Below are 22,770 nucleotides of genomic sequence, written 5' to 3' on the forward strand. Positions count from 1 at the left end.
TAGTCCGTGTCCTACGGGTGGTTGTTCAGGCCGTGCGCAGGAATCTGTCCAGCACCCGCACGCCGAAGTGCAGCGCCTCGACCGGAACGCGCTCGTCCACGCCGTGGAACAGCGCCTGGTAGTCGAAGCCGGCGGGCAGCTTGAGCGGGGCGAAGCCGTAGCCGGTGATGCCGAGGCGGGAGAACTGCTTGGCGTCCGTGCCGCCCGACATGCAGTACGGCACGACGTGGCCCTCGGGCGCGAACTCCTCGACCGCCGCGCGCATCCCGGCGAAGGTCGGCCCGTCGACCGGCGACTGGAGCGCGACCTCGCGGTGGTGGTACTCCCAGTCGACGTCGGGCCCGGTGAGCCGGTCGAGAGTCGTCCTGAACTCGTCCTCGCCGCCCGGCAGATATCGCCCGTCGACGTGCGCCGTGGCCTCCCCCGGGATGACGTTGATCTTGTAACCGGCGGACAGCATCGTCGGGTTGGCGCTGTTGCGGACCGTCGGTGCGACGAGGTCGGCGGCCGGGCCGAGCGCCGTGAGCAGCGCGTCGACGTCGAAGTCCGGGGCGTCCACGTCGGCCGGGATTCCGTACAGCGCGGCCAGCTCGGTCAGTGCGGCGCGCACCGTGGGGGTGAGCCGCACCGGCCATGCGTACTCGCCGATGCGGGCGACGGCGGCGGCGAGCCGGGCGACCGCGTTGGCCTTGTTGACCTTCGAGCCGTGGCCGGCCTTGCCGCGCGCGGTGAGCTTCAGCCAGCCGGTGCCGCGCTCGCCCGCCGCGATGGGGTACAGCTGCCTGCCACTGCCGTCGTGGAAGGTGAAGGCGCCGGACTCGCTGATGCCTTCCGTGCACCCCTCGAAGAGGTCGGGGTGCTCGTCGGCGAGGAACCCGGAGCCGTCCTCGGCGCTGGCCTCCTCGTCGGCGGTGAAGGCGATGACGATGTCGCGCCGCGGTCGGAACCCGACACGGGCCCACTGGCGCACGGTCGCGAGGATCATCGCGTCCATGTTCTTCATGTCGATGGCGCCGCGGCCCCACACCACGCCGTCGCGCACCTCGCCGGAGAACGGGTCGACGCTCCAGTCGGCGGCCTCGGCGGGCACGACGTCCAGGTGGCCGTGGACGAGGAGGGCGTCGCGGGTGGGGTCGGTGCCCTCGATACGGGCGACGACGTTGCCCCGGCCCGCGGTGCGCTCCAGGATCGTCGGCTTCAGGCCGGCCTCGGACAGCTTCTCGGCGGCGTACTCGGCGGCCGGCCGCTCCTTGCAGTCGCCTCCGCCGCGGTTCGTGGTGTCGATGCGGATCAGCTCGGAGGTGAAGGTCACGACCTCGTCGAGCGCCTGCTGATCGACGGTCCCCGTCAACTGCTCAGCCATACTGTTCCTCCACCGCGGCCGAGGCGATCGTGGTGACCGCCTTGAAGGTGCGGATGCCCTCGTACATGGTCTCGTGCGTGTACGCGATCCTGCGCTCGCCGGTCTGCCGCACGCCCGGCACGACGGTCGACGCCATGGCGAGGTGCTCGGCGTCGAACTCCACCTCGATCGTGAACGGGCCGTCCTGCACCGGCTCGTGGCGCACCGCGATGGACGCGGCGTCCTTGGCGGCGGCCCGGATGTCGGCGGCGGTGCGCGCCGGGGTGCGGCACACGGCCGCGTACCGGGAGACGTGGTCCTTGACGGCGACCTTGCGGGCCTCGGGGGCGTAGCCGAGGGCGTCGTCGCACGCGTGGTCGTCACCGGTGACGAGGACGACGGGCACGCCGTACTCCGCGACCACGTGCGCGTTGAGCAGGCCTTCGCTGGCGCGCACATCGTTGACCCAGACGCCGGTGATCTGGTTCGCCAGGTAGGTGTGCGCGAGCACACCCTCCATGCCCGCGCCCGCGTGGTAGCCGACGAACGCGATGCCGTCGACGTCGCCGTGCTGGACGCCCTCCACCATGGACAGCGACTTGTGGCGTCCGGTGAGCATCTGCACTCGGTCGTCGAGCTGTTCGAGCAGCAGATTGCGCATCGTCCAGTGTGCCTCGTTGATCAGCACCTCGTCGGCGCCGCCGTCGAGGAAGCCGAGCGCCGCCGCGTTCACGTCCGACGTGAACAGGGACCGGCAGCGCTCCCACTGCGGGGTGCCGGGGAGGACGTCCGCGGGCCAGGTGACGCCCGTGGCACCTTCCATGTCGGCGCTGATGAGGATCTTCATGGCCAGAACCGTACGCGGATCCGGCCAGGCCGCACCAGACCTGTGGATAACTCCCACGGGTGTAGACCAATGTGGCACCCGCTTGGGCGAGTTCCTGCTCGTCAGCGCGTTGCGGCGGCACCCCGAGCCAGTATGACCGCGAGCGCGTCGAGCAGTGCGCCGTGCCAGCACGCGTAGTCGTGTCCGCCGTTGAACTCGCGCAGCGTCGCCGGGTGGCCGGCGGCGCGCAGGGTCTCGTGCAGGGCGCGGCAGTAGCCGACCATCGGGCCCTCGTGGAGGCCCACGTCGATGTGCACGTTCAGCTCGCGCGGCCCGTCCTGCGCGTACCGCCCGACGAGCCACGGCTCACCGACGACCGGGGTCTGCGGCACGCTGCCGACCGGCAGGCCGGGGTGCCACCACAGGGAGGGCGACTGGGCGAGTACGTTGCCGAACCGCTCGGCCCGGACCAGGCCCGCGTACAGGGCGGTCAGCCCGCCGAGGCTCTGACCTGCGACGACGGTGCGGCGCGGGTCCGTGGTGAGCGGCCAGCGTCCGGCGGCCCACGGCAGCAGGTCGTCCGCGAGGAACGAGACGTAGGAGTCGCGGCCGCTCATCTCGCGCCAGCGCGTGGCGTTGTCGACGGAGTCGGGGGCGAGGACGATCAGCGGCGGCAGCGCCCCGTCGGCGATCAGCGCGTCCAGGGTGTGCTGGAGCCCCATGCCGTCGAGCCACATGTCACCGTCGCCGAGCACCACCACGGGGAGGTCCCGGTGGCCGTGGCCCGGCGGCAGGTACACCCATACGTCGCGCTCGTCGCCCAGGGCGGGGCTGTGCACGCGCTGCCGCTCGACCCGGCCGTGCGGCGCCGCGCGGGCCCGGCCCGCCCAGCCCTCCCAGCGCTGCCGGGGCGCGTCCGGGAGCGCGAACACGGAGCTGTCGGGGCCGCCCCACCGGGAGGGGATGGTGCGGGAGTTCAGCGGGTCCGGGGCGGCGTACCGCTGGAGCGTGCGCAGGAACGCCTGGAGACGGCCGGGGTCGGCGGGCCGCTCGCCGGTGGAGATGTCGGCCGCCAGCCGGTAGGCGCCGCGGTGGTCGGAGCGGAGCCGGAAGCCGAGGTGCCAGATGTCGGTGCCGGGGACGTGGTGCAGCAGGCCGTCGGCGAGGCGGGCGCGGTCGGTGAGGCGGTTGGAGAAGAGGAGTACGTGGCGGGTGGTGCGGTGGCCGCGGTACAGGAAGGTGAGCGTGTGGTGGTCGGGGTCGTCCTCGATCGGCTCGACGAGAGGGATGCCGTCCCGAGTGACCTCCGCCCAGAACTCCCTGGTCAGCGCCGCGCGGCGGGGGGCGTCCGCGGTGGTGAGGTCGTCGAGGAGGCGGGTGAGGCGGGGGCCGGTGGTGGGGGTGGGGCGGACGGGTTCGGGGACCCAGGCGAGGTCGGACGACACGGTTGGGGTTGGCATCGTCCACCGCCTTCTGCGCGCTGCTGGGGTTGGGTATTTAGCTTAGCCTAAGCTAAGTGCCGGTCGGGTTCTGGGTGCGCCCGGCGTGGTGGACGACGCGGGGCTCCGCCCCGGACCCCGCTCCTCAATCGCCGGAGGGGCTGAAATGACCGGGCCTCACTCCTCGGGCGCCACAGGGGCTGATAGGGCCCGGCCCCGCCCCTCAGGCGCCGGACGGGCTCGAAAGATGGCCCACGACCAACCATGTCGCCGGGAGTTCGATGCGTGTGCCGTCCGGGGAGTGGTCCGTCGTCAGGAGGGGGAGTTCGCCGGAGGCGAGGACGGTGAGGCCCGCCGAGGCGACGTATGCGGGGACCGCGTCGTCCGAGACCTCGCCGGGGGCGATGCCGTGGGAGAAGACCTCGCCCAGTTTGGGCGGGGGGCCGGAGGGCGACGCGGCGAATTCCTCCAGGATCGGCCGCGCGCGCTCCGACAGCTCCACCAGGAAGCCGCGTCCGCGCTCGCCGACGAGGGCCGCGATCGCGTCGACGAGCAGTTGCCGGTCGGCGGGCTCGCTCTGGTGCAGCACGCCCCGCATGTAGACGTTCGCATCACCCAACTCGGCGTGCAGCGAACCCATTTGGTCCTTGTCGGTGGCGTCGAGCTCGCGGTAGTCGGCCTGCCCCGCCGGGTCGGCCTCGCGGGCCCGGTCGAGCGCGGCGGCCGACAGGTCGGCGCCGACGACTTTCGGGTAGCGGTCGGCGAGGAAGCGGGTCTGCGTGCCGTTGCCGCAGCCGAGGTCCACCAGGGGCAGGCCGGGCGCCGTCAACTGCGGCTCTAACAGGGTGAGATGGAGGCCCACCGCGAGCGCCGGCTCGGAGTCCCAGAAGACACCTCCCGGCTCCGGCGAGGCATCCTCCCAGAAGCTCTCCCACGCTCCCCTGTAGCGCTCGCTCACGCTCATGGACCCTCCCCAGGTGCGGCGACCGAGATGTCAGATCGGTCTACCGCGCCGGAGTGCGCCCCACAAGCACGCCGGGCGCACCTTCACCGAGAAGACGCGGTGAGTTCGAACCAGACGGTCTTGCCCTGCGCCGTACGGCTGGCGCCCCAGGCACGCGAGAGGCGCGCCACGACCCGCAGCCCGCGCCCGAACTCGTCGCCCGGCCCCGCGTTCAGCAGCGTCGGCAGCGCGTGCTCGGTGTCCTCGACCTCGCACAGCAGCGTCCCGGAGCGCACCAGGCGCAGTTGTACGGGGCCGCCCCGCGCGTGCCGCACGGCGTTGCCGACCAGTTCGCTCACGATCAGCTCGGCGGTGTCGGCGATGCCCAACAGGCCCCACCGCTCCAGCTGTTCCCGTGCGAGAGCACGCGCGCGGGGCACCTCGGCGGGCTCCGGGGCGAGGGTCCAGTGGGCCACGTCCTCGCGCGCGAAGCCGTTGAGCCGGGCGAGCAGCAGCGCCACGTCGTCCTTGCGGCCGCCGCGGGTGGCCAGCGAGCGGATGATGGTGTCGCAGGCGTCGTCCATGGACGCGGCGGGGTGGGCGGCGGACTCGCTGAGCGTCGCGAGGCCCACGCCGATGTCCTCGCCGCGCACCTCGACCAGGCCGTCCGTGCACATCACCAGGCGGTCGCCGGGCGCGACCGGAACCCGTACGGACTCGAAGGGCACGCCTCCGACGCCGATCGGTGCGCCCGTGGGCAGTTCGAGCAGTTCACTGCTGCCGTCGGCGGCGCGTACGAGCACCGGCGGGATGTGTCCGGCGTTCGCGAGGTGCAGCTCGCCCGCGATCGGGTCGTAGACCGCGTACAGGCAGGTGGCCAGGTAGTTGTCGCCGAGGCGCTGCGCCAAGTCGTCCAGGTTGCGCAGGAGTTGGGCGGGCGGCAGGTCGAGGCCCGCCATCGTCTGCACGGCGGTGCGCAACTGGCCCATCATCGCGGCCGAGTTGAGCCCGTGCCCCATCACGTCACCGACGACCAGCGCCGTGCGCGCGCCGGGCAGCTTGATGGAGTCGAACCAGTCGCCGCCGACCCGCCCGAGCAGCGTGCCCGGGAGGTAGCGGGTGGCGATGTCGCAGCCCGGCATGTGCGGTTCGATCTGCGGCAGCATGCTGTCCTGGAGCGTCTCGGCGACGGCCTCCTGGTACGTGTACATGCGCGCGTTGTCGAGCACGAGGCCCGCGCGGGCGGCGAGTTCGGCGCCGGTGGCGCGGTCCATGTCGTTGAAGACGGGCCGCTCCTGGTGGCGCAGCAGGATCATGAAGCCGAGCACGACGTTGCGCGCCTTGAGCGGGACGACCAGCATCGAGCGGTGGTTGATCAGCGGGCGGATGTCGCGCTTCTCGAACTGCGACGCGATCGCGTTGCCCATCTCTTCGGAGATGTACGGCACGAGGACGGGCTCGCCACTGGTCATGCACTGGAAGAACGGGGTGTGCACGGGGAACGGCATGGACTCGCCGACCGGTACGACGTCGTCCCAGCGGCCTGGTTCGTCGGTGTGCTCCAGCGCGACGCGGTGCCACATCGTGGTGGCGTCGGGCGCGCCCTCGGGAAAGCCCTCGCCCGCGACGACCTGTTCGCGCAGGTAGGTGCCGGCCACGTCGGTGAACCGGGGGACGACGGCGCGGCTGACCTCGACGATGGTGCGGGAGAGGTCGAGGGACGAACCGATGCGTCCGCTCACCTCGTTGAGGAATTCGAGGCGGTCGCGTACGGCGGCGTACTCGAGGTCCTCCGCGGAGTCGGCGTCGTCGAGGGGCGGGCGCGGGGACGGGACGCCGAGCGCCGTGGCGCGGGCGGCCTCGGCGCGGCGCGCCTTGCGTTCCGTGCGCCGGGACACGCCCCAGTCCGCCGTGACCGGTACGCGGTCGTGCTGGCTGAACTCCAGGACCGGGTAGCCGAGTTCGAGCACCTGCGAGACGATGCGGGCGCTCTCGGCGACGCTCATGCTCGGCAGGATCTCGGGGAGCTTCCGGGCGAGTTCCTCGGCGGCCGGGAAGTCGGTGTGCAGGGCGAAGGCGGGGGCGATGCGCTCGGCCTCGGCGCCGTCCTCGGCCGTCAACTTGTGGGCGTCCGCGGCGAGTACGAGCAGTCGCTCGGGGCCGGGGCCCACCAGGGGGTACGCCCACCAGAGCACGTCGATGCGGTTGCGGGGGCCGGCGCTGGCGTCGAGCCTCGCGCGGCCCGAGGCCGGGTAGGAGAGGTGGCCGCCGAGGGATTCCTCCAAGTCGTGCGGGGCGGTGTCCTCTTGGGGCAGGGCGCCGGAGACCGGGAGGAGGTCGGCGGCGGGGCGGCCCACGGCGTCTTCCTTCGGTGGGCCGAAGAGGCGGCGGGCGCCGCTGCTCCAGTGGGAGACCGCGCCCGTGTGGTCGATCACCACGACGGCCAGGGGGACGCGGCCCTGCGGGGCTTGACCGGTGCCGTGCATCGCCGCGTTCCTTCCCTCCGGCACGCCGGGGGTGCGTGCCGCCTCTTTCCACGGTACGGCTCCGCCGGTTTGCGGGTGGGTTCTTAACGGGAATTGGGCCGCGCCCCTTGACTGCCCCGGTCCCCCGGGGGCAAGGCCTCGGGGCTCCGCCCCGGACCCCGCTCCTCAATCGCCGGAGGGGCTTGATATGCCCGCACCGCGGTATCGCCTTAAGGGCTTGATATGCCCGCACCGCGGTATCGCCGGAGGCGTCAGTCCTCGTGGCCCAGTTGGAGGTCGCGTTCCGTGCGGTCGCCGCCGGCCACGCGCAGGACCGTCGCCACCGGCGGGTACCCCGCGGCGATCACCGTGTACTCCCCCGACGCCAGGTCGACGAAGCGGAACGTCCCGTCCATGCCCGTCGTCAGCGTGTCCACCACGTTGCCCGCGGCGTCGAGGAGCGTGACCCGCGCGTCCTCCACCGGTCGGCCGTCCCCCGCCCGCACCGTCCCCCGCAGCACCGCGCCACCCGCGAGCTCCACGTCCTGGCGGGTCTCACGGGAGGCCATCACCGTGACCGGCAGCGCGGCGGGCCTGAACGCGGGGGCGCTGGCGGCCAGGGTGTACTCGCCGGCCACGAGGTCCGTGATGACGTAGCCGCCCTCGCGGCCGCTGCGCGTCGTCGCCACCACCTCCCCGTGCACGTTGGTCAGCGTGACGATCGCCTCCCGTACGGGGGTTCCGTCCGCCGTCACCACCGAACCCGCCAGCCGTCCCGCCCCGCCGAGCACCACGTCCAGGTCCACGGGGCGCTCGCCGACGGTGACCGTCACGGCCTGCGGCTGGTGGCCCCCGGCCGCCGCGATCAGGACGTACGCCCCGGAGCCGGGCGTGGCGAGCGCGTACCGCCCGTCGTCACCGCTCGCGCCGCGGCCGATCTGGGAGCCGCCCACGTCGATGAGGGTGAGCGCGGCGCGCGCCACCGGCGTGCCGTCGGAGTGCCGTACGGTGCCGCAGACCGGCACTCCGGCGACGTGGGCGGTGGCGCGCTCCTGGGCGGGGATGGCGTGGGACTCGGAGCCGACGGGACCGGCGGAACTGGACAACAGGGGTGTCTCCTTGAGGAAGAAGGCGAGGAGCAGTCCCAGGACGAGGACCGGCACCAGATAGAGGAAGATCCGCGGCATCGCGTCGGCGTACGCCTCGATGTACGGGGCGCGCAGCGCCTCGGGCATCGCGTGCACGAGCTGCGGTGTGATGGATTCGGCGGCGGGGACGTCCCCGCCGGACGGGACCCGGTCGGCGAGGGAGTCCGTGAGCCGGGCGGCGAAGAGCGTGCCGAAGATCGCGGCGCCGACGCTGCCGCCGATCTGCCGGAAGTAGTTGTTGGCGCTGGTGGCGGTGCCGAGGTCCGCAGCGCGTACGGAGTTCTGCACGGCGAGGACCAGCACCGGCATGATGAGGCCGATGCCCGCGCCCAGTACGGCCATGGAGACGCTGTATTCGAGGCGCGGGGTGTCCGCTTCGAGGCGGGACAGCAGATACATGCCGGCCGTCGACAGGGCGCCGCCGAGGATCGGGTACGGCTTGTACGTGCCGGTGTGGCTGATGAGTTGGCCGGAGATGATCGAGGCGCCGACGACGCCGCCCATCATGGGAAGCATCAGCAGGCCGGACTCGGTGGCCGAGGCACCGTCGACCATCTGGAGGAACGTCGGCAGATAGCTCGCCGCGCCGAACAGGGCGACGCCGACGACCATGCCGACGAGCCCGCTGACGTTGAAGACGGAGTCGCGGAACAGGCGGAGCGGGATGAGGGGTTCGGCGGCGAACTTCTCGGCGAGGAGGAACAGCAGCGCCGAGACGAGGGCGCCCGCGCCGAGCCCGAGGATGACGCGGTCGCCCCACGCGTACTCGGTGCCGCCCCAACTGGTCAGCAGGACCAGGCAGGTTGAGGCGGCAGCCAGCAACAGGGCGCCGAGCACGTCGAGTCGGGGCTTCCTGGTGGGCTTGGGGAGCTTGAGGACCACGGCGGTCACGGCGAGCGTGATCAGGCCGAACGGCACGTTGAAGTAGAAGCACCAGCGCCAGGACAGATGGTCCGTGAAGTAGCCGCCGAGCAGCGGGCCCGCGACCGAGGCGAGGCCGAACGCGGCGCCGATCAGGCCCATGTAGCGGCCGCGTTCGCGCGGCGGCACGATGTCGCCGATGATCGCCTGTACGCCGATCATGAGGCCGCCCGCGCCGACGCCCTGGACGGCGCGGAACGCGATGAGCTGGTCCATCGTCTGCGCGCGGCCCGCGAGCGCGGAGCCGATGACGAAGACGACGATGGCGAACTGGAAGACGCCCTTGCGGCCGAAGAGGTCGCCGAGCTTTCCGTAGATCGGCAGGCCGATGGTGGAGGTCAGCAGGTAGGCGGTGATCGCCCAGGACATCTTGTCCAGACCGTGCAGTTCACCGACGATCTTCGGGAGCGCGGTGGCGACGATCATCTGCTCGAGCGCGGCGAGCAGCAGCGCGAGCATCAGGCCGAGGAAGACCATGCGGACGCGGCGCGGGGTGAGCCCGTGGCCGGGCAACTGCGCGGCGGGGGCGGCGGGTTGGGGACGGACCGTCCCGGCGGGGCGCTCGGGCGGGGCCGCCGGATCGTCGACCGGCTCGGTCACCAGCGTCGTCGTGCCCACCTGCAGCTCCCCTCGTCACCCTTGCGCCGCATATTTCTCGCATTGCGTGACAACGGCGGGCAAGCGCGAAGATTCGCTGTTCAGGTGGGCCGGAGCGACGAACGCGCCGGTCGGAGCCCTACGGCGTACAACCGGCGCGAAACGAAAACCACTCGAAACGGTGAGCACTACATACGCTTCACCGGATCACTTCTCGACCTCGGCGGCGAGCTTTGCGAGGACGGCGTCGTAGATGCGGCCGAGCCCCTTGGGGGCGAAGGTCTTCTCGAAGAAGCCGCCGATGCCGCCCGCGCCGTTCCACACCGTCGTGACGACGACGCGGGACTGGCCCTCGCCGGCCGGGGTGACGCGCCACGTGGTGACCATCGAGGAGTTGCGGTCCGTCTCGACGAGTTCGCCGTCGTTCGGCTCGGTCACGTCGAGCAGGCAGTCGCGGACGCGCTTGCTGGTGGCCTGGAGCTTCCAGTGCACGACCGTGCCCTCGCCGTCGCCGCCCTCGCGCACCTCGTACTCGCTGAAGTGCTCGGGCAACACCTTCGCGCGCGTGCCGCTGTAGTCGGCGAGGGCGTCGAAGACGTCGTCCGGCTTCGCGGCGACGACACGTTCCGTGGTGGCCTCGACCTGCGCCATGACTCTTCCTCCAGCAATCGGTTGATCAGGGACCGCCCAGGGGCGGTGTCAAGCCAATCACCCTCCGTACCGGGCGCCCAAATCGGGGCCGGGACCCCGTGGGCCGGGGCTCGCACGATCAAGGGAACATGTGTTCTATTCTGTGGCCAGAGCTACCGAGGAGGCGTCATGCGCTGGGAGAACCTCACGGACGAGCCCGCCGACCACGGGCGGGTCCGGGACGCCGCGCTGTTCGGCGCGGAGACGGTGGTGAGCAGGACGTTCGACACCCCCGAGTTCGCGGGAGTCACGTTCCACGAGATCCGGGCCCGGTCGATCGTGAACCGGGTGCCGGGGGCGTCCCGGATGCCGTTCGAGTGGACCGTCAATCCGTACCGTGGGTGCACGCACGCGTGCGTCTACTGCTTCGCCCGCAACACCCACCGCTACCTGGACCTCGACACGGGGCTCGGCTTCGACAGCCAGATCGTGGTGAAGACGAACGCGCCGCAGCTGCTGCGCCACCACCTCGCCTCGCGCCGCTGGCACGGCGAGCACATCGCGATGGGCACCAACGTCGACTGCTACCAGCGGGCCGAGGGCCGCTACCGGCTGATGCCCGGGATCATCGAGGCGCTGCGCGACTACGCGAACCCGTTCTCGATCCTGACCAAGGGCACGCTGATCCTGCGCGACCTGCCGCTGCTGCGCCAGGCGGCCGAGGTGACCGACGTCGGCACCTCGGTCTCGGTCGGCTTCGTGGACCAGGAACTGTGGCGCACCGTCGAACCGGGCACGCCCGCGCCGGAACGCCGCCTCGACGTCGTCCGCGCCCTCACCGACGCGGGCATCGGCTGCGGAGTCCTGATGGCCCCGGTCGTCCCCTTCCTGGGCGACCACCCCGACCAGCTGCGGGCCACGGTGCGCGCCATCGCCGCGGCGGGCGCGACCTCCGTGACCCCGCTCGTCCTGCATCTGCGCCCCGGCGCCCGCGAGTGGTTCATGGGCTGGGTCGCCCAGCACCACCCGCACCTGGTGCGCCGCTACGAGCGCCTGTACGCGGAGGGCGCCTACGCCCCGAAGTGGTACCAGCGCCGGGTGACCCGCCAGGTCCACGAACTGGCCGAGGAGTTCGGCATCGGCCCGTCACGGGCGGCGGCCCACCGCCGGATCCCCGTGCGCGAGGAGCCGCCGGCCGCCGGGGCGCCGACCCAGCTGACGCTGCTGTGACTCAGGTCCGCGGAAGTCTCGCCAGCGCGGCCTCCGCCGCCATCGCGAGCCGCGGATGGGTCGCCGCCTCCTTGAGGACCTCACGGGCCCGCGGATCGGCCAGGCTGCCGAGGCCCTCCACGCAGGCGAGCGCCACCTTGCGGTACGGGTCGTGCGGGACGAGACGGCGACGGAGCGTGGCGATCAGGGCCGGGGCCGACTCCGGGGCACGGAGCTGGGTGAGGAGCCGGACGGGGTGCAGGGCGTAGGCGACGCGCAGTTCGTTGGTCGCGAGGGCGGCCGCCGCCCGCGCGGTGCGCGGGTCGCCGAGCGCCGCCAGGGCCTGGGCCGCGGCGGCGCAGCGCTCCGGGTCACGGTGGTTGAGCAGCAGGACGAGGGACTCGAAGGCGCGGCCGTCGCCCGCCATGCCCAGCCGGTACGCCGCCAGTTCGCGCGCCCACAGCGGCTGCTGCGGCGCGGTGAGCACATCGGCCAGCTCGTCCCTGTCCTGGGTGGCGGCCAATTGCTCGAAGGCGGGCGTGCCGCCGGCTTCCTTCCGGATGCGTTCCGTCACCGTTCGCGACTCTTCGTCCATGACGTCGAGGGTAGACGCGGCGGGCCTGCGGCGACGTAGATCACAGCGACCTTTCAACGGCAAGTACTGGCGCGCTCGTTACTCACTGGTTAAGCTCAGGTGAGCGGGGCATACTTCCCGCAGTACCGCTTGCGGCGGCCTGGTGACGCAGCCGCCGTGAGTGTCGGTCGGTTCGGTACCCGTGTGTACCGCAGTACGGCTCGGCCCCGGGACAGGGCCGCCGGTTCGATGCAACTCCCGCACTTCTTGCTCCTGTTGGCCTCGCGCGTCTTCGTGCGCCTGCCGGCTCGCGCCCGTGCGGCGGATCAGTCGCAGCAGTCGTCACCCTCATCTTCTGGAGTTCCCGGATGGACGCTCCCCTGTCCCGCATCTCAACTGTGGCCGTCGTCGGCCTCGGCACGATGGGCACCGGCATCGCCGAGGTCCTCGCCCGTGCCGGGCGCGAGGTCATCGGCATCGACATCAGCGAGGTCGCCACCGCCCAGGCCGTGGCGTCCCTGGAGGCCTCGACGGCGCGTGCGGTGCGCCGCGAGCACCTCACCGAGCAGCAGCGCTCGGAGCTGCTCGCCCGCTTCCGCACGTTCACCGATCTCCAGGCCGCGGCCGAGGCCGACCTCGTGATCGAGGTCGCCCCGGAGTCGTACGAGATCAAGCAGCAGATCTTCCGCGCCCTCGACGGCATCGTGCGCCCCGAGACCGTGCTCGCGACGGGCACCAACGCGCTCTCGGTGACCCGGCTCGCCGCCGATTCGGCGCGGCCCGAGCGCGTCCTCGGCCTGCACTTCTTCAACCCGGCCCCGGCGATGAAGCTCGTCGAGGTCGTCTCGTCGGTGCTGACCGCGCCGACCGCGGTGGCGGCCGTCACCGATCTCGCCATCGAGCTGGGCAAGGACCCGGTGGCGGTGGGCGACCGGCCCGGATTCGTCGCCGACGGGCTGCTGTTCGGCTACCTCAACCAGGCCGCGGCCATGTACGAGGCCAAGTACGCCTCCCGCGAGGACATCGACGCCGCGATGAAGCTCGGCTGCGGGCTGCCGATGGGCCCCCTCGCGCTGCTCGACCTGATCGGCGTGGACACCGCCCGTACCGTCCTCGACGCCATGTACGCGGAGTCGCACGACCGGCTGCACGCCCCCGCCCCGATCCTCAAGCAGCTCAGCGAGGCGGGCCTGACCGGGCGCAAGGCGGGCCGCGGCTTCTACACGTACGAGGAGGCGGGCAGTTCGGTCGTCGTCCGCGACGCCCTGACGCCGCTGAACGACGCCCTCGCCGGGCCCACCCGCGCCGTCCGTTCCGTCGGCGTCGCGGGCTCGGGGACGATGGCCTCCGGGATCGCCGAGGTCTTCGCGAAGGCCGGGTACGGAGTGGTGCTCGCGGCCCGCAGCGAGGAGAAGGCGGAGGCGGCCAAGGCCCGTATCGCCAAGTCGCTCAAGCGCTCTGTCGACAAGGGCCGGATGACGCCGGAGAACGCCGAGGCGACCCTCGCGCGCATCTCGCCCGCCGGTTCCTACGACGCGTTCGCCGACGTCGATCTGGCCCTGGAGGCCGTCGCCGAGGACCTGGACGTGAAGCGGCAGCTGTTCGCGACGTTCGACAAGGTCTGCAAGCCGGGGGCGATCCTCGCGACGACCACGTCCTCGCTGCCCGTCGTCGCCTGCGCCCGCGCCACCTCGCGCCCGCAGGACGTCATCGGGATGCACTTCTTCAACCCGGCGCCGGCGATGAAGCTGGTGGAGGTCGTGCGGACCGTCCTGACCGGCGACGACGTGCACGCGACCGTCCGCGAGCTGACCCTGAAGATCCGCAAGCACCCCGTGGACTGCGGCGACCGGGCCGGGTTCATCGTGAACGCGCTGCTCTTTCCGTACCTGAACAACGCGATCAAGATGGTCCAGGAGCACTACGCCACGCTCGACGACATCGACGCCGCGATGAAGCTCGGCGGCGGCTATCCGATGGGCCCGTTCGAACTCCTCGACGTGGTCGGCCTGGACGTCTCGCTCGCGATCGAGCGCGTGCTGCACCGCGAGTTCCGCGACCCGGGCCTCGCGCCCGCGCCGCTCCTGGAGCACCTGGTGGCCGCGGGCTGCCTCGGCCGCAAGACGGGCCGTGGTTTCCGCGAATATGCGTAGGGCCTGTCCGGCGGATCGGGCTGGTCCCGGGCGGCCTCGAACGATCGGTGCGGGCGAGCGGGTCCTGGCGCGTGCAGCTGCAAGGCGGAGGATTGAGGCATCGCGGAGCGATGGTGATTGACGACAACGCCGCAGATGGGCGTGCCAGGACCCGCGACTCCGGCAAGATCCGCCGGACAGGCCCTGCCGCTGATTCGTCCGGGGAGGCCGAAACCGGCTGGGGCGGGCTGCTCGGGGAGTCGGCCAGCCCGCTGACCGGGGCGCAATGGGGAACGTACATGCAGTACGTTCGGGTCATGTCCAAGGCCGACCAGTCCTCCCGTCCCTCCGCCACGCCCGACGCTCCGGAGAGCGCCGCGGGCAACCGGGCCGCCGCCCAGCGGCTCAAGATGCGCCGGGAGCTCGCGGCGGCGGCGATGGAGCTCTTCGCCACGAAGGGGTACGAGGCGACCACGGTCGACGAGATCGCGGCGACCGCCGGGGTCGCCCGGCGCACCTTCTTCCGCCACTTCCGCTCCAAGGAAGAGGCGATCTTCCCGGACCACGACGACACCCTGGTGCGTGCCGAGGCCGTGCTCAACGCGGCGCCGGCCATGGAGCACCCGCTGGACACGGTCTGCCGGGGCATCAAGGAAGTCATGAAGATGTACGCGGCGCAGCCCACGGTGTCCATCGCGCGCTACCAGCTGACCCGCGAGGTGCCGACGCTGCGCGAGGCCGAGATCGCCTCGGTGGCCCGCTACGAGCGGCTGTTCACCCGCTACCTCCTCGGCCACTTCGACGAGCAGGCCCACCACGACGGCAACGACGACCCGTTGCTCGCCGAGGTGGCCGCCTCCGCCGTCGTCACCGCACACAACCACGTACTGCGGCGCTGGCTGCGGGCCGACGGCCAGGGCGACGTGGAGGCGCAGCTCGACCACGCCTTCGCGATCGTGCGCCGCACGTTCGGCACGGGCATCGGCGCGGGCCGCACCCCGGCCGAGCCCGCCGCCCCCGCGCAGGTCGCCCGGTCCGGCGAGGTCCTGGTGACGGTGGCGCGGACGGACGCGCCGCTTCCGGAGGTCATGCGCACGATCGAGGAAGCGCTCAGGAACCGCTAGCAGGGGCGCCGCCCCACCGGGCGCCTGACGTGGCACGCAGTGCCACGTCAGGCGCCTTTTTCATGCCCGCGCCCCACCTTCCCCGGCCGCCGTGATCGATCATCGATCCTCCTACGCGCCGGTAGCCCTTCTCTCACCTGCTTTGATCGATCATCGCTCACCTGAACAGCGAAAATGACACCTGAGCGAAATTCATGGCACGCAGTGCCTTGTGCGTTGTCACGGCGTGCCATACGTTGAAGGTGTCCGGGCGGCCGGCGCACAGAGAACTTCCGTGCGACGGCTGTCCCCGCGAGGCACGTACGACCGTGATTCGCGCGCCCGGACGCCTGCGTCACAGGCAACCTTCCGCGCCACACCAAGCGCTGCCACAGCACCACCCCGCCGAACCGACGGCACACCCTCAAAAACCTCAGCAGCCACACCCGACTCAGCGTTCCCCTCAAACGCGAAACGCCGGAGGCAACACCGTGAAGGACATCCTGGACGCGATTCAGTCGCAGACCGCCACGTCTGCCGACTTCGCCGCCCTGCCGATCCCCGACTCGTACCGCGCGATGACCGTGCACAAGGACGAGACGGAGATGTTCGAAGGGCTCACCACCCGCGAGAAGGACCCGCGCAAGTCGATCCACCTCGACGAGGTCCCGGTTCCCGAACTCGGCCCCGGTGAGGCCCTCGTCGCGGTCATGGCCTCGTCCGTGAACTACAACTCGGTGTGGACCTCGATCTTCGAGCCGCTCTCCACCTTCGGGTTCCTGGAGCGCTACGGCCGCACGAACGAGCTGGCCAAGCGCCACGACCTGCCGTACCACATCATCGGCTCCGACCTGGCGGGCGTCGTGCTGCGCACCGGGCCCGGCGTCAACGCCTGGAACCCGGGCGACGAGGTCGTCGCGCACTGCCTCTCCGTCGAGCTGGAGTCGAGCGACGGCCACAACGACACGATGCTCGACCCCGAGCAGCGCATCTGGGGCTTCGAGACGAACTTCGGCGGCCTGGCCGAGATCGCGCTGGTGAAGTCGAACCAGCTGATGCCGAAGCCCGACCACCTGAGCTGGGAGGAGGCGGCCGCTCCCGGTCTCGTGAACTCCACCGCGTACCGCCAGCTCGTCTCCCGCAACGGCGCCGGCATGAAGCAGGGCGACAACGTCCTGATCTGGGGCGCGAGCGGCGGACTCGGCTCCTACGCCACGCAGTTCGCGCTCGCCGGCGGCGCCAACCCGATCTGTGTCGTCTCCAGCGAGCAGAAGGCCGACATCTGCCGGTCCATGGGCGCCGAGTCGATCATCGACCGCAACGCCGAGGGCTACAAGTTCTGGAAGGACGAGCAGACCCAGGACCCCAAGGAGTGGAAGCGCTTCGGCAAGCGCATCCGCGAGCTCACCGGCGGCGAGGACATCGACATCGTCTTCGAGCACCCCGGCCGCGAGACCTTCGGCGCCTCCGTCTTCGTCACGCGCAAGGGCGGCACCATCACCACCTGCGCCTCGACCTCGGGCTACATGCACGAGTACGACAACCGCTACCTGTGGATGTCGCTGAAGCGCATCATCGGCTCGCACTTCGCCAACTACCGCGAGGCGTGGGAGGCCAACCGGCTCATCGCCAAGGGCAAGATCCACCCGACGCTGTCGAAGGTGTACTCCCTGGAGGACACCGGCCAGGCCGCCCACGACGTGCACCGCAACGCCCATCAGGGCAAGGTCGGCGTCCTGTGCCTCTCCCCCGAGGAGGGCCTGGGCGTGCGCGACCACGAGAAGCGGGCGCAGCACATCGACGCCATCAACCGGTTCCGGAACGTCTGAACCTCCGTAGGAGAGCCAGCAGATGACTGAGCGTCAGAAGGACCGGCCGTGGCTCATGCGCACGTACGCCGGGCACTCCACGGCCGAGGCGTCCAACGAGTTGTACCGCCGCAACCTCGCCAAGGGGCAGACGGGTCTGTCGGTCGCCTTCGACCTGCCGACCCAGACCGGGTACGACCCCGACCACATCCTCGCCCGCGGCGAGGTCGGCCGGGTCGGCGTCCCGGTGTCCCACCTCGGTGACATGCGGCGGCTGTTCCAGGACATCCCCCTGGAGCAGATGAACACCTCGATGACCATCAACGCCACCGCCATGTGGCTTCTGGCGCTCTACCAGGTCGTCGCGGAGGAGCAGGGTGCGGACCTCGCCGCACTCCAGGGCACGACGCAGAACGACATCGTCAAGGAGTACCTGTCGCGGGGCACCCACGTGTTCCCGCCGGGGCCCTCCCTCCGGCTGACCACCGACATGATCGCGTACACGGTGGCGAACATGCCGAAGTGGAACCCGATCAACATCTGCAGCTACCACCTCCAGGAGGCGGGGGCCACTCCGGTCCAGGAGATCGCCTACGCGATGTCCACCGCCGTCGCGGTTCTCGATGCCGTACGCGACTCAGGGCAGGTCCCCGCCGAGAAGTTCGGGGACGTCGTGGCCCGCATCTCCTTCTTCGTGAACGCGGGTGTCCGCTTCGTCGAGGAGATGTGCAAGATGCGGGCGTTCGGGCGGATCTGGGACCAGATCACGCGCGAGCGGTACGGCATCGAGAACGCGAAGCAGCGCCGCTTCCGGTACGGGGTGCAGGTCAACTCGCTGGGCCTGACCGAGGCCCAGCCGGAGAACAACGTCCAGCGGATCGTGCTCGAAATGCTGGCCGTGACGCTCTCCAAGGACGCGCGCGCCCGCGCCGTCCAACTCCCCGCCTGGAACGAGGCGTTGGGCCTGCCCCGCCCCTGGGACCAGCAGTGGTCCCTGCGCATCCAGCAGGTCCTCGCGCACGAGAGCGACCTGCTCGAGTACGAGGACATCTTCGCGGGCTCGCACGTCATCGAGAAGAAGGTCGACGAGCTGGTCTCGGAGTCCTTCGCCGAGATCGAGCGGATCCAGGAGATGGGCGGCGCGATGGCCGCCGTCGAGTCGGGGTACCTGAAGTCGCAGCTCGTCTCCTCGCACGCCGAGCGCCGTGCTCGTATCGAGGCCGGCGAGGAGAAGATCGTCGGCGTCAACTGCTACGAGGGCACCGAGCCGAACCCGCTCACCGCCGACCTGGACACCGCGATCATGACGGTGGACCACGACGTCGAGGCGCGGGTCGTGCGGGCCATCGGCGACTGGCGCACGACGCGTGAGGAGTCCTCCGACCGGCAGGGCATGGGCGACCCGTTCCACTACCCGACCACCCGGCAGGCGCTGGAGCGCCTCAAGGAGGCCGCGGCCGGCACCGAGAACCTCATGGAGGCCACCCTCGAATGCGCCCGCGCCGGAGTCACGACCGGCGAGTGGTCGGCGGCCCTGCGCGAGGTCTTCGGCGAGTTCCGCGCCCCCACGGGCGTCTCGTCGGCGCCGGTCGCGGTCGCCGCCGAGGAGGGCACGCCGCTCGCCGAGGTCCGCGAGAAGGTCCGCCGCACCGGCGAGGAACTGGGCGGCAAGCTCCGCCTCCTGGTCGGCAAGCCGGGCCTGGACGGGCACTCCAACGGCGCCGAGCAGATCGCCGTACGGGCCCGCGACGCCGGGTTCGAAGTCGTCTACCAGGGCATCCGGCTCACCCCGGAGCAGATCGTGTCCGCCGCGCTCGCCGAGGACGTGCACTGCGTCGGCCTGTCGATCCTGTCCGGGTCGCACGCCGAGCTGGTGCCGGACGTGCTCGACCGGCTGCGTGAGGCGGGCGCCACCGACATCCCCGTGATCGTCGGCGGCATCATCCCCAACGCCGATGCCGAGGACCTGAAGCGGGCGGGTGTGGCCGCCGTCTTCACCCCCAAGGACTTCGGCATCACGGAGATCATCGGCCGTATCGTCGACGAGATCCGGCAAGCGAACAACCTCGACCCGTTGGAGGTCCCCGCATGACCAGTCCTGTCAACCGTCTCCGTCCGCGCCGCTCCTGTCTCGCGGTGCCCGGGTCGAACCCGCGCTTCCTGGAGAAGGCCCAGGGCCTGGCCGCCGACCAGGTCTTCCTCGACCTGGAGGACGCCTGCGCGCCGCTCGCCAAGCCCGAGGCGCGGCACACCATCGTCAAGTTCCTCAACGAGGGCGACTGGACGGGCAAGACGCGCGTCGTGCGGGTCAACGACTGGACGACCGAGTGGACGTACCGCGACGTCGTGACCGTCGTCGAGGGCGCCGGCCAGAACCTCGACTGCATCATGCTGCCGAAGGTGCAGAACGCCGAGCAGGTCGTCGCGCTCGACCTGCTCCTCACCCAGATCGAGAAGACGATGGGCTTCGAGGTCGGGAAGATCGGCATCGAGGCGCAGATCGAGAACGCGGCCGGCCTGAACAACGTCAACGCCATCGCCGAGGCCTCGCCGCGCACCGAGACCATCATCTTCGGCCCGGCCGACTTCATGGCCTCCATCAACATGAAGTCCCTCGTCGTCGGCGAGCAGCCGCCCGGCTACGGCGCCGACGCGTACCACTACATCCTGATGAAGATCCTGATGGCGGCGCGCGCCAACGACCTCCAGGCGATCGACGGCCCGTACCTCCAGATCAAGAACGTCGACGGCTTCCGCGAGGTCGCGGGCCGCGCCGCGGCGCTCGGCTTCGACGGCAAGTGGGTGCTGCACCCCGGTCAGGTGGAGGCCGCCAACGAGGTCTTCTCGCCCTCGCAGGAGGACTACGACCACGCCGAGCTGATCCTGGACGCGTACGAGTACTGCACGTCCGAGGCCGGCGGCAAGAAGGGCTCGGCGATGCTCGGCGACGAGATGATCGACGAGGCCAGCCGGAAGATGGCGCTGGTCATCTCCGGGAAGGGACGCGCGGCGGGCATGCAGCGCACGTCCAAGTTCGAGATCCCGGAGGCGTGACGACACCATGCAGTTCGGCCGCACCTACGAGGAATTCACCGTCGGGGACGTCTACAAGCACTGGCCGGGAAAGACGGTCACCGAGTACGACGACCACATGTTCTGCCTCCTGACGATGAACCACCACCCGCTCCACATGGACACGAACTATGCGGAGAAGACGACGGACTTCGGCAAGAACGTCGTCGTCGGCAACTACATCTACTCGCTGCTCCTCGGAATGTCCGTGCCGGACGTCTCCGGCAAGGCGATCGCCAATCTGGAGATCGAGTCGCTCAAGCACGTGGCGCCGACCTTCCACGGCGACACCATCTACGGCGAGACGACGGTCCTGGACAAGACGCCGTCCCGGTCGAAGAGCGACCGCGGAATCGTCCACGTGGAGACCAAGGGCTACAAGCAGGACGGCACGCTCGTCTGCGTCTTCCGCCGCAAGGTGATGGTGCCCACCGAGACGTACATCAAGGAGCGCGGCGGCGAACAGCCCGGCCGCCCGGAACTTCGGGAGAGCAAGTAACCATGAGCCGACTCGCCCAGACCGCTGGCCTCACCGACGTCCAGCAGGAAATCCTCTCCACCGTCAGGGACTTCGTCGACAAGGAGATCCTTCCGGTCGCGACCGAACTCGAGCACCGCGACGAGTACCCGCAGCAGATCGTCGACGGGCTCAAGGAGTTGGGCCTGTTCGGCCTGATGATTCCCGAGGAGTACGGGGGTCTGGGCGAATCGCTGCTGACGTACGCGCTGTGCGTGGAGGAGATCGCGCGCGGCTGGATGTCGGTCTCCGGCATCATCAACACCCACTTCATCGTCGCCTACATGCTCAAGCAGCACGGCACGCAGGAGCAGAAGGACCACTTCCTGCCCCGCATGGCGCTCGGCGAGGTGCGCGGCGCATTCTCCATGTCCGAGCCGGGACTTGGCTCCGACGTGTCGGCGATCACGTCGAAGGCGGTGAAGGACGGCGACAGTTACCTTCTGAACGGCCAGAAGATGTGGCTGACGAACGGCGGTTCGTCAACACTTGTGGCGGTTCTCACGCGAAGTGATGAAGGTCACCCCGAGGGCACCGCGCCGCACAAGTCGATGACGACGTTCCTCGTGGAGAAGGAACCGGGCTTCGGCGAGGTCCGTCCGGGTCTGACGATCCCGGGAAAGATCGACAAGATGGGGTACAAGGGCGTCGACACGACCGAACTCGTGATGGATGACCTGCGCATTCCGGCCAATCGCGTATTGGGCGGGGAGACCGGCCGGGGCTTTTACCAAATGATGGACGGAGTAGAGGTCGGGCGGGTGAATGTCGCCGCGCGTGGCTGCGGCGTCGCACAGCGTGCATTTGAGCTGGGTGTCGATTACGCGCAGCAACGGCACACCTTCGGAAAGCCCATCGCCCAGCACCAGGCGATCCAGTTCAAGTTGGCCGAGATGGCCACCAAGGTCGAGGCCGCCCATGCGATGATGGTCAATGCAGCACGCAAAAAGGATTCAGGGGAACGAAACGACCTCGAAGCAGGGATGGCCAAGTACCTGGCCTCCGAATACTGCAAGGAAGTCGTCGAGGACGCGTTCCGGATCCACGGCGGCTACGGCTTCTCCAAGGAGTACGAGATCGAGCGCCTCTACCGTGAGGCCCCGATGTTGCTGATCGGCGAAGGTACCGCCGAGATCCAGAAAATGATCATTGGTCGTCGACTGCTCGAAGAGTATCGATCCCAAGGCTGAACCTGGGCAAGATGTCCGTTTACGGGGTGTTTCTTCGCGAAGAAGATCACACCCCGTCAACGTGCTCCGGGCCACGCCTACCGTCCGATGTGGCTTCCTGGCTTGCCCAGTTGTGGCTCGCAACCGATAGCATCCCCGGAAAAGCCGCCGTCCCCCGTATACAGCGCGGCCTCATCCGCTACGAAGGTCATCCATGCCCCACAGCCAAATCTCTGCACCACGCGACGGCGTCCTGAAGGGACGTCTTGCGCGCGGAGCCTCGCCGTGGCTTCTCCCGACCGTCGCCACGGCTGCCCTCAGCCTGGCGCGCTCGCGCCGCTCGAAGAAGGCAGCAGCACTCGCCGTCCCGACCACCGCTCTGGCGGCCGGCATGCTGTGGTTCTTCCGCGACCCCGAGCGCGAGATCGCTCCCGGCCGGGTCATCTCCCCGGCCGACGGTGTGGTGCAGAGCATCATGCCGTGGAAGGACGGCCGCACCCGCGTCGCGATCTTCATGAGCCCGCTGAACGTGCACGTGAACCGCGCTCCCCTCGCGGGCACGGTCACGTCGGTCGAGCACATCCCCGGTGGCTTCGTTCCCGCCTTCAACAAGGAGAGCGAGAACAACGAGCGCGTGGTGTGGCACTTCGACACCGAGCTCGGTGACATCGAGATGATCCAGATCGCCGGCGCCGTGGCCCGCCGCATCGTGCCGTACATCCCGCAGGGCACGAAGGTGGAGCAGGGCGAGCGCATCGGTCTGATCCGCTTCGGCTCGCGTGTCGACATCTACCTGCCGGAGGGCGTCGAGGTCGACGTCGAGGTCGGCCAGAAGACGGTGGCTGGGGTGACCCGCATTGACCGTGACTGAATCC

At 70.4% G+C, this 22,770-nt stretch carries 17 protein-coding genes; 9 read left to right on the plus strand and 8 right to left on the minus strand.

The window, feature by feature from the left end:
- Positions 1–25: 25 nt before the first annotated feature.
- The 7 genes from ACYBSK_RS26200 to ACYBSK_RS26230 form a co-directional block, all read right to left on the minus strand.
- Complete coding sequence (locus ACYBSK_RS26200) at positions 26–1,363, minus strand: M20/M25/M40 family metallo-hydrolase (RefSeq protein ID WP_457479679.1); 1,338 nt, start codon at positions 1,361–1,363, stop codon at positions 26–28.
- Positions 1,356–2,189 carry a M55 family metallopeptidase gene (locus tag ACYBSK_RS26205; RefSeq protein ID WP_457479680.1) on the minus strand — a complete coding sequence of 278 codons (834 nt, stop codon included), beginning with the start codon at positions 2,187–2,189 and terminating at the stop codon, positions 1,356–1,358. The genes ACYBSK_RS26200 and ACYBSK_RS26205 overlap by 8 nt, the downstream gene beginning before the upstream one ends.
- A gap of 101 nt (positions 2,190–2,290) precedes the next feature.
- Positions 2,291–3,628 (minus strand): enterochelin esterase, encoded by a 1,338-nt coding sequence (fes, locus tag ACYBSK_RS26210; protein ID WP_460243579.1) that lies wholly within the window; start codon positions 3,626–3,628, stop codon positions 2,291–2,293.
- Positions 3,629–3,830: 202 nt separating this feature from the next.
- The gene (locus tag ACYBSK_RS26215) at positions 3,831–4,571 is read right to left on the minus strand and encodes a class I SAM-dependent methyltransferase (protein WP_460243580.1); all 741 of its coding nucleotides are present in this window, start codon (positions 4,569–4,571) and stop codon (positions 3,831–3,833) included.
- 83 nt (positions 4,572–4,654) lie between these two features.
- Positions 4,655–7,036 (minus strand): ATP-binding SpoIIE family protein phosphatase, encoded by a 2,382-nt coding sequence (locus ACYBSK_RS26220; RefSeq protein WP_460243581.1) that lies wholly within the window; start codon positions 7,034–7,036, stop codon positions 4,655–4,657.
- A gap of 251 nt (positions 7,037–7,287) precedes the next feature.
- Positions 7,288–9,702, minus strand: coding sequence for an MFS transporter (locus ACYBSK_RS26225; protein ID WP_460243582.1), 2,415 nt, complete (start codon positions 9,700–9,702; stop codon positions 7,288–7,290).
- A gap of 186 nt (positions 9,703–9,888) precedes the next feature.
- The gene (locus ACYBSK_RS26230; RefSeq protein ID WP_457479685.1) at positions 9,889–10,332 is read right to left on the minus strand and encodes an SRPBCC family protein; all 444 of its coding nucleotides are present in this window, start codon (positions 10,330–10,332) and stop codon (positions 9,889–9,891) included.
- 168 nt (positions 10,333–10,500) lie between these two features.
- Between ACYBSK_RS26230 and ACYBSK_RS26235 the strand changes: the two genes are divergently transcribed.
- Entirely contained in the window at positions 10,501–11,541 is a 1,041-nt protein-coding gene (locus ACYBSK_RS26235; protein ID WP_457479686.1) for an Rv2578c family radical SAM protein, read from the plus strand.
- 1 nt (position 11,542) lies between these two features.
- Here ACYBSK_RS26235 and ACYBSK_RS26240 read toward each other — a convergent pair whose 3' ends face one another.
- A complete protein-coding gene (locus tag ACYBSK_RS26240) occupies positions 11,543–12,115 on the minus strand; it encodes an adenylosuccinate lyase (RefSeq protein ID WP_457479687.1) in 573 nt (190 codons plus the stop codon).
- A 347-nt stretch (positions 12,116–12,462) separates the two neighbouring features.
- Here ACYBSK_RS26240 and ACYBSK_RS26245 point away from each other — a divergent pair, with 347 nt between their 5' ends.
- The 8 genes from ACYBSK_RS26245 to ACYBSK_RS26280 all read left to right on the plus strand — a co-directional run bounded on the left by ACYBSK_RS26245 (position 12,463) and on the right by ACYBSK_RS26280 (position 22,766).
- A complete protein-coding gene (locus tag ACYBSK_RS26245; RefSeq protein WP_460243583.1) occupies positions 12,463–14,247 on the plus strand; it encodes a 3-hydroxyacyl-CoA dehydrogenase family protein in 1,785 nt (594 codons plus the stop codon).
- 278 nt (positions 14,248–14,525) lie between these two features.
- Positions 14,526–15,350, plus strand: a complete 825-nt coding sequence (locus ACYBSK_RS26250) for a TetR family transcriptional regulator (RefSeq protein WP_457479689.1) — start codon at positions 14,526–14,528, stop codon at positions 15,348–15,350.
- A 470-nt stretch (positions 15,351–15,820) separates the two neighbouring features.
- Positions 15,821–17,158: a crotonyl-CoA carboxylase/reductase gene (ccrA, locus tag ACYBSK_RS26255; protein ID WP_457479690.1), complete on the plus strand. Its 1,338-nt coding sequence runs from the start codon at positions 15,821–15,823 to the stop codon at positions 17,156–17,158.
- A 22-nt stretch (positions 17,159–17,180) separates the two neighbouring features.
- Positions 17,181–19,229 carry a protein meaA gene (locus ACYBSK_RS26260; protein ID WP_457479691.1) on the plus strand — a complete coding sequence of 683 codons (2,049 nt, stop codon included), beginning with the start codon at positions 17,181–17,183 and terminating at the stop codon, positions 19,227–19,229.
- A complete protein-coding gene (locus ACYBSK_RS26265; RefSeq protein WP_457479692.1) occupies positions 19,226–20,191 on the plus strand; it encodes an HpcH/HpaI aldolase/citrate lyase family protein in 966 nt (321 codons plus the stop codon). Before ACYBSK_RS26260 ends, ACYBSK_RS26265 begins: the two co-directional genes overlap by 4 nt.
- A gap of 7 nt (positions 20,192–20,198) precedes the next feature.
- The gene (locus tag ACYBSK_RS26270; protein ID WP_457479693.1) at positions 20,199–20,708 is read left to right on the plus strand and encodes a MaoC family dehydratase; all 510 of its coding nucleotides are present in this window, start codon (positions 20,199–20,201) and stop codon (positions 20,706–20,708) included.
- Between the two features lie 2 nt (positions 20,709–20,710).
- Positions 20,711–21,916, plus strand: a complete 1,206-nt coding sequence (locus ACYBSK_RS26275; RefSeq protein ID WP_457479694.1) for an acyl-CoA dehydrogenase family protein — start codon at positions 20,711–20,713, stop codon at positions 21,914–21,916.
- 193 nt (positions 21,917–22,109) lie between these two features.
- Positions 22,110–22,766: a phosphatidylserine decarboxylase gene (locus ACYBSK_RS26280; protein ID WP_457479695.1), complete on the plus strand. Its 657-nt coding sequence runs from the start codon at positions 22,110–22,112 to the stop codon at positions 22,764–22,766.
- Positions 22,767–22,770 lie beyond the last annotated feature (4 nt).

The sequence above is a fragment of the Streptomyces sp. BYX5S genome (assembly GCF_054724165.1).

Excerpts from the sequence above, each read along its gene's own strand:
- ACYBSK_RS26200 (WP_457479679.1), bottom strand. The coding sequence starts at position 1,363 with ATGGCTGAGCAGTTGACGGGGACCGTCGATCAGCAGGCGCTCGACGAG.
- ACYBSK_RS26205 (WP_457479680.1), bottom strand. The coding sequence starts at position 2,189 with ATGAAGATCCTCATCAGCGCCGACATGGAAGGTGCCACGGGCGTCACC.
- fes (WP_460243579.1), bottom strand. The coding sequence starts at position 3,628 with ATGCCAACCCCAACCGTGTCGTCCGACCTCGCCTGGGTCCCCGAACCC.
- ACYBSK_RS26215 (WP_460243580.1), bottom strand. The coding sequence starts at position 4,571 with ATGAGCGTGAGCGAGCGCTACAGGGGAGCGTGGGAGAGCTTCTGGGAG.
- ACYBSK_RS26220 (WP_460243581.1), bottom strand. The coding sequence starts at position 7,036 with ATGCACGGCACCGGTCAAGCCCCGCAGGGCCGCGTCCCCCTGGCCGTC.
- ACYBSK_RS26230 (WP_457479685.1), bottom strand. The coding sequence starts at position 10,332 with ATGGCGCAGGTCGAGGCCACCACGGAACGTGTCGTCGCCGCGAAGCCG.
- ACYBSK_RS26235 (WP_457479686.1), top strand. The coding sequence starts at position 10,501 with ATGCGCTGGGAGAACCTCACGGACGAGCCCGCCGACCACGGGCGGGTC.
- ACYBSK_RS26240 (WP_457479687.1), bottom strand. The coding sequence starts at position 12,115 with ATGGACGAAGAGTCGCGAACGGTGACGGAACGCATCCGGAAGGAAGCC.
- ACYBSK_RS26245 (WP_460243583.1), top strand. The coding sequence starts at position 12,463 with ATGGACGCTCCCCTGTCCCGCATCTCAACTGTGGCCGTCGTCGGCCTC.
- ACYBSK_RS26250 (WP_457479689.1), top strand. The coding sequence starts at position 14,526 with ATGCAGTACGTTCGGGTCATGTCCAAGGCCGACCAGTCCTCCCGTCCC.
- ACYBSK_RS26260 (WP_457479691.1), top strand. The coding sequence starts at position 17,181 with ATGACTGAGCGTCAGAAGGACCGGCCGTGGCTCATGCGCACGTACGCC.
- ACYBSK_RS26265 (WP_457479692.1), top strand. The coding sequence starts at position 19,226 with ATGACCAGTCCTGTCAACCGTCTCCGTCCGCGCCGCTCCTGTCTCGCG.
- ACYBSK_RS26270 (WP_457479693.1), top strand. The coding sequence starts at position 20,199 with ATGCAGTTCGGCCGCACCTACGAGGAATTCACCGTCGGGGACGTCTAC.
- ACYBSK_RS26275 (WP_457479694.1), top strand. The coding sequence starts at position 20,711 with ATGAGCCGACTCGCCCAGACCGCTGGCCTCACCGACGTCCAGCAGGAA.
- ACYBSK_RS26280 (WP_457479695.1), top strand. The coding sequence starts at position 22,110 with ATGCCCCACAGCCAAATCTCTGCACCACGCGACGGCGTCCTGAAGGGA.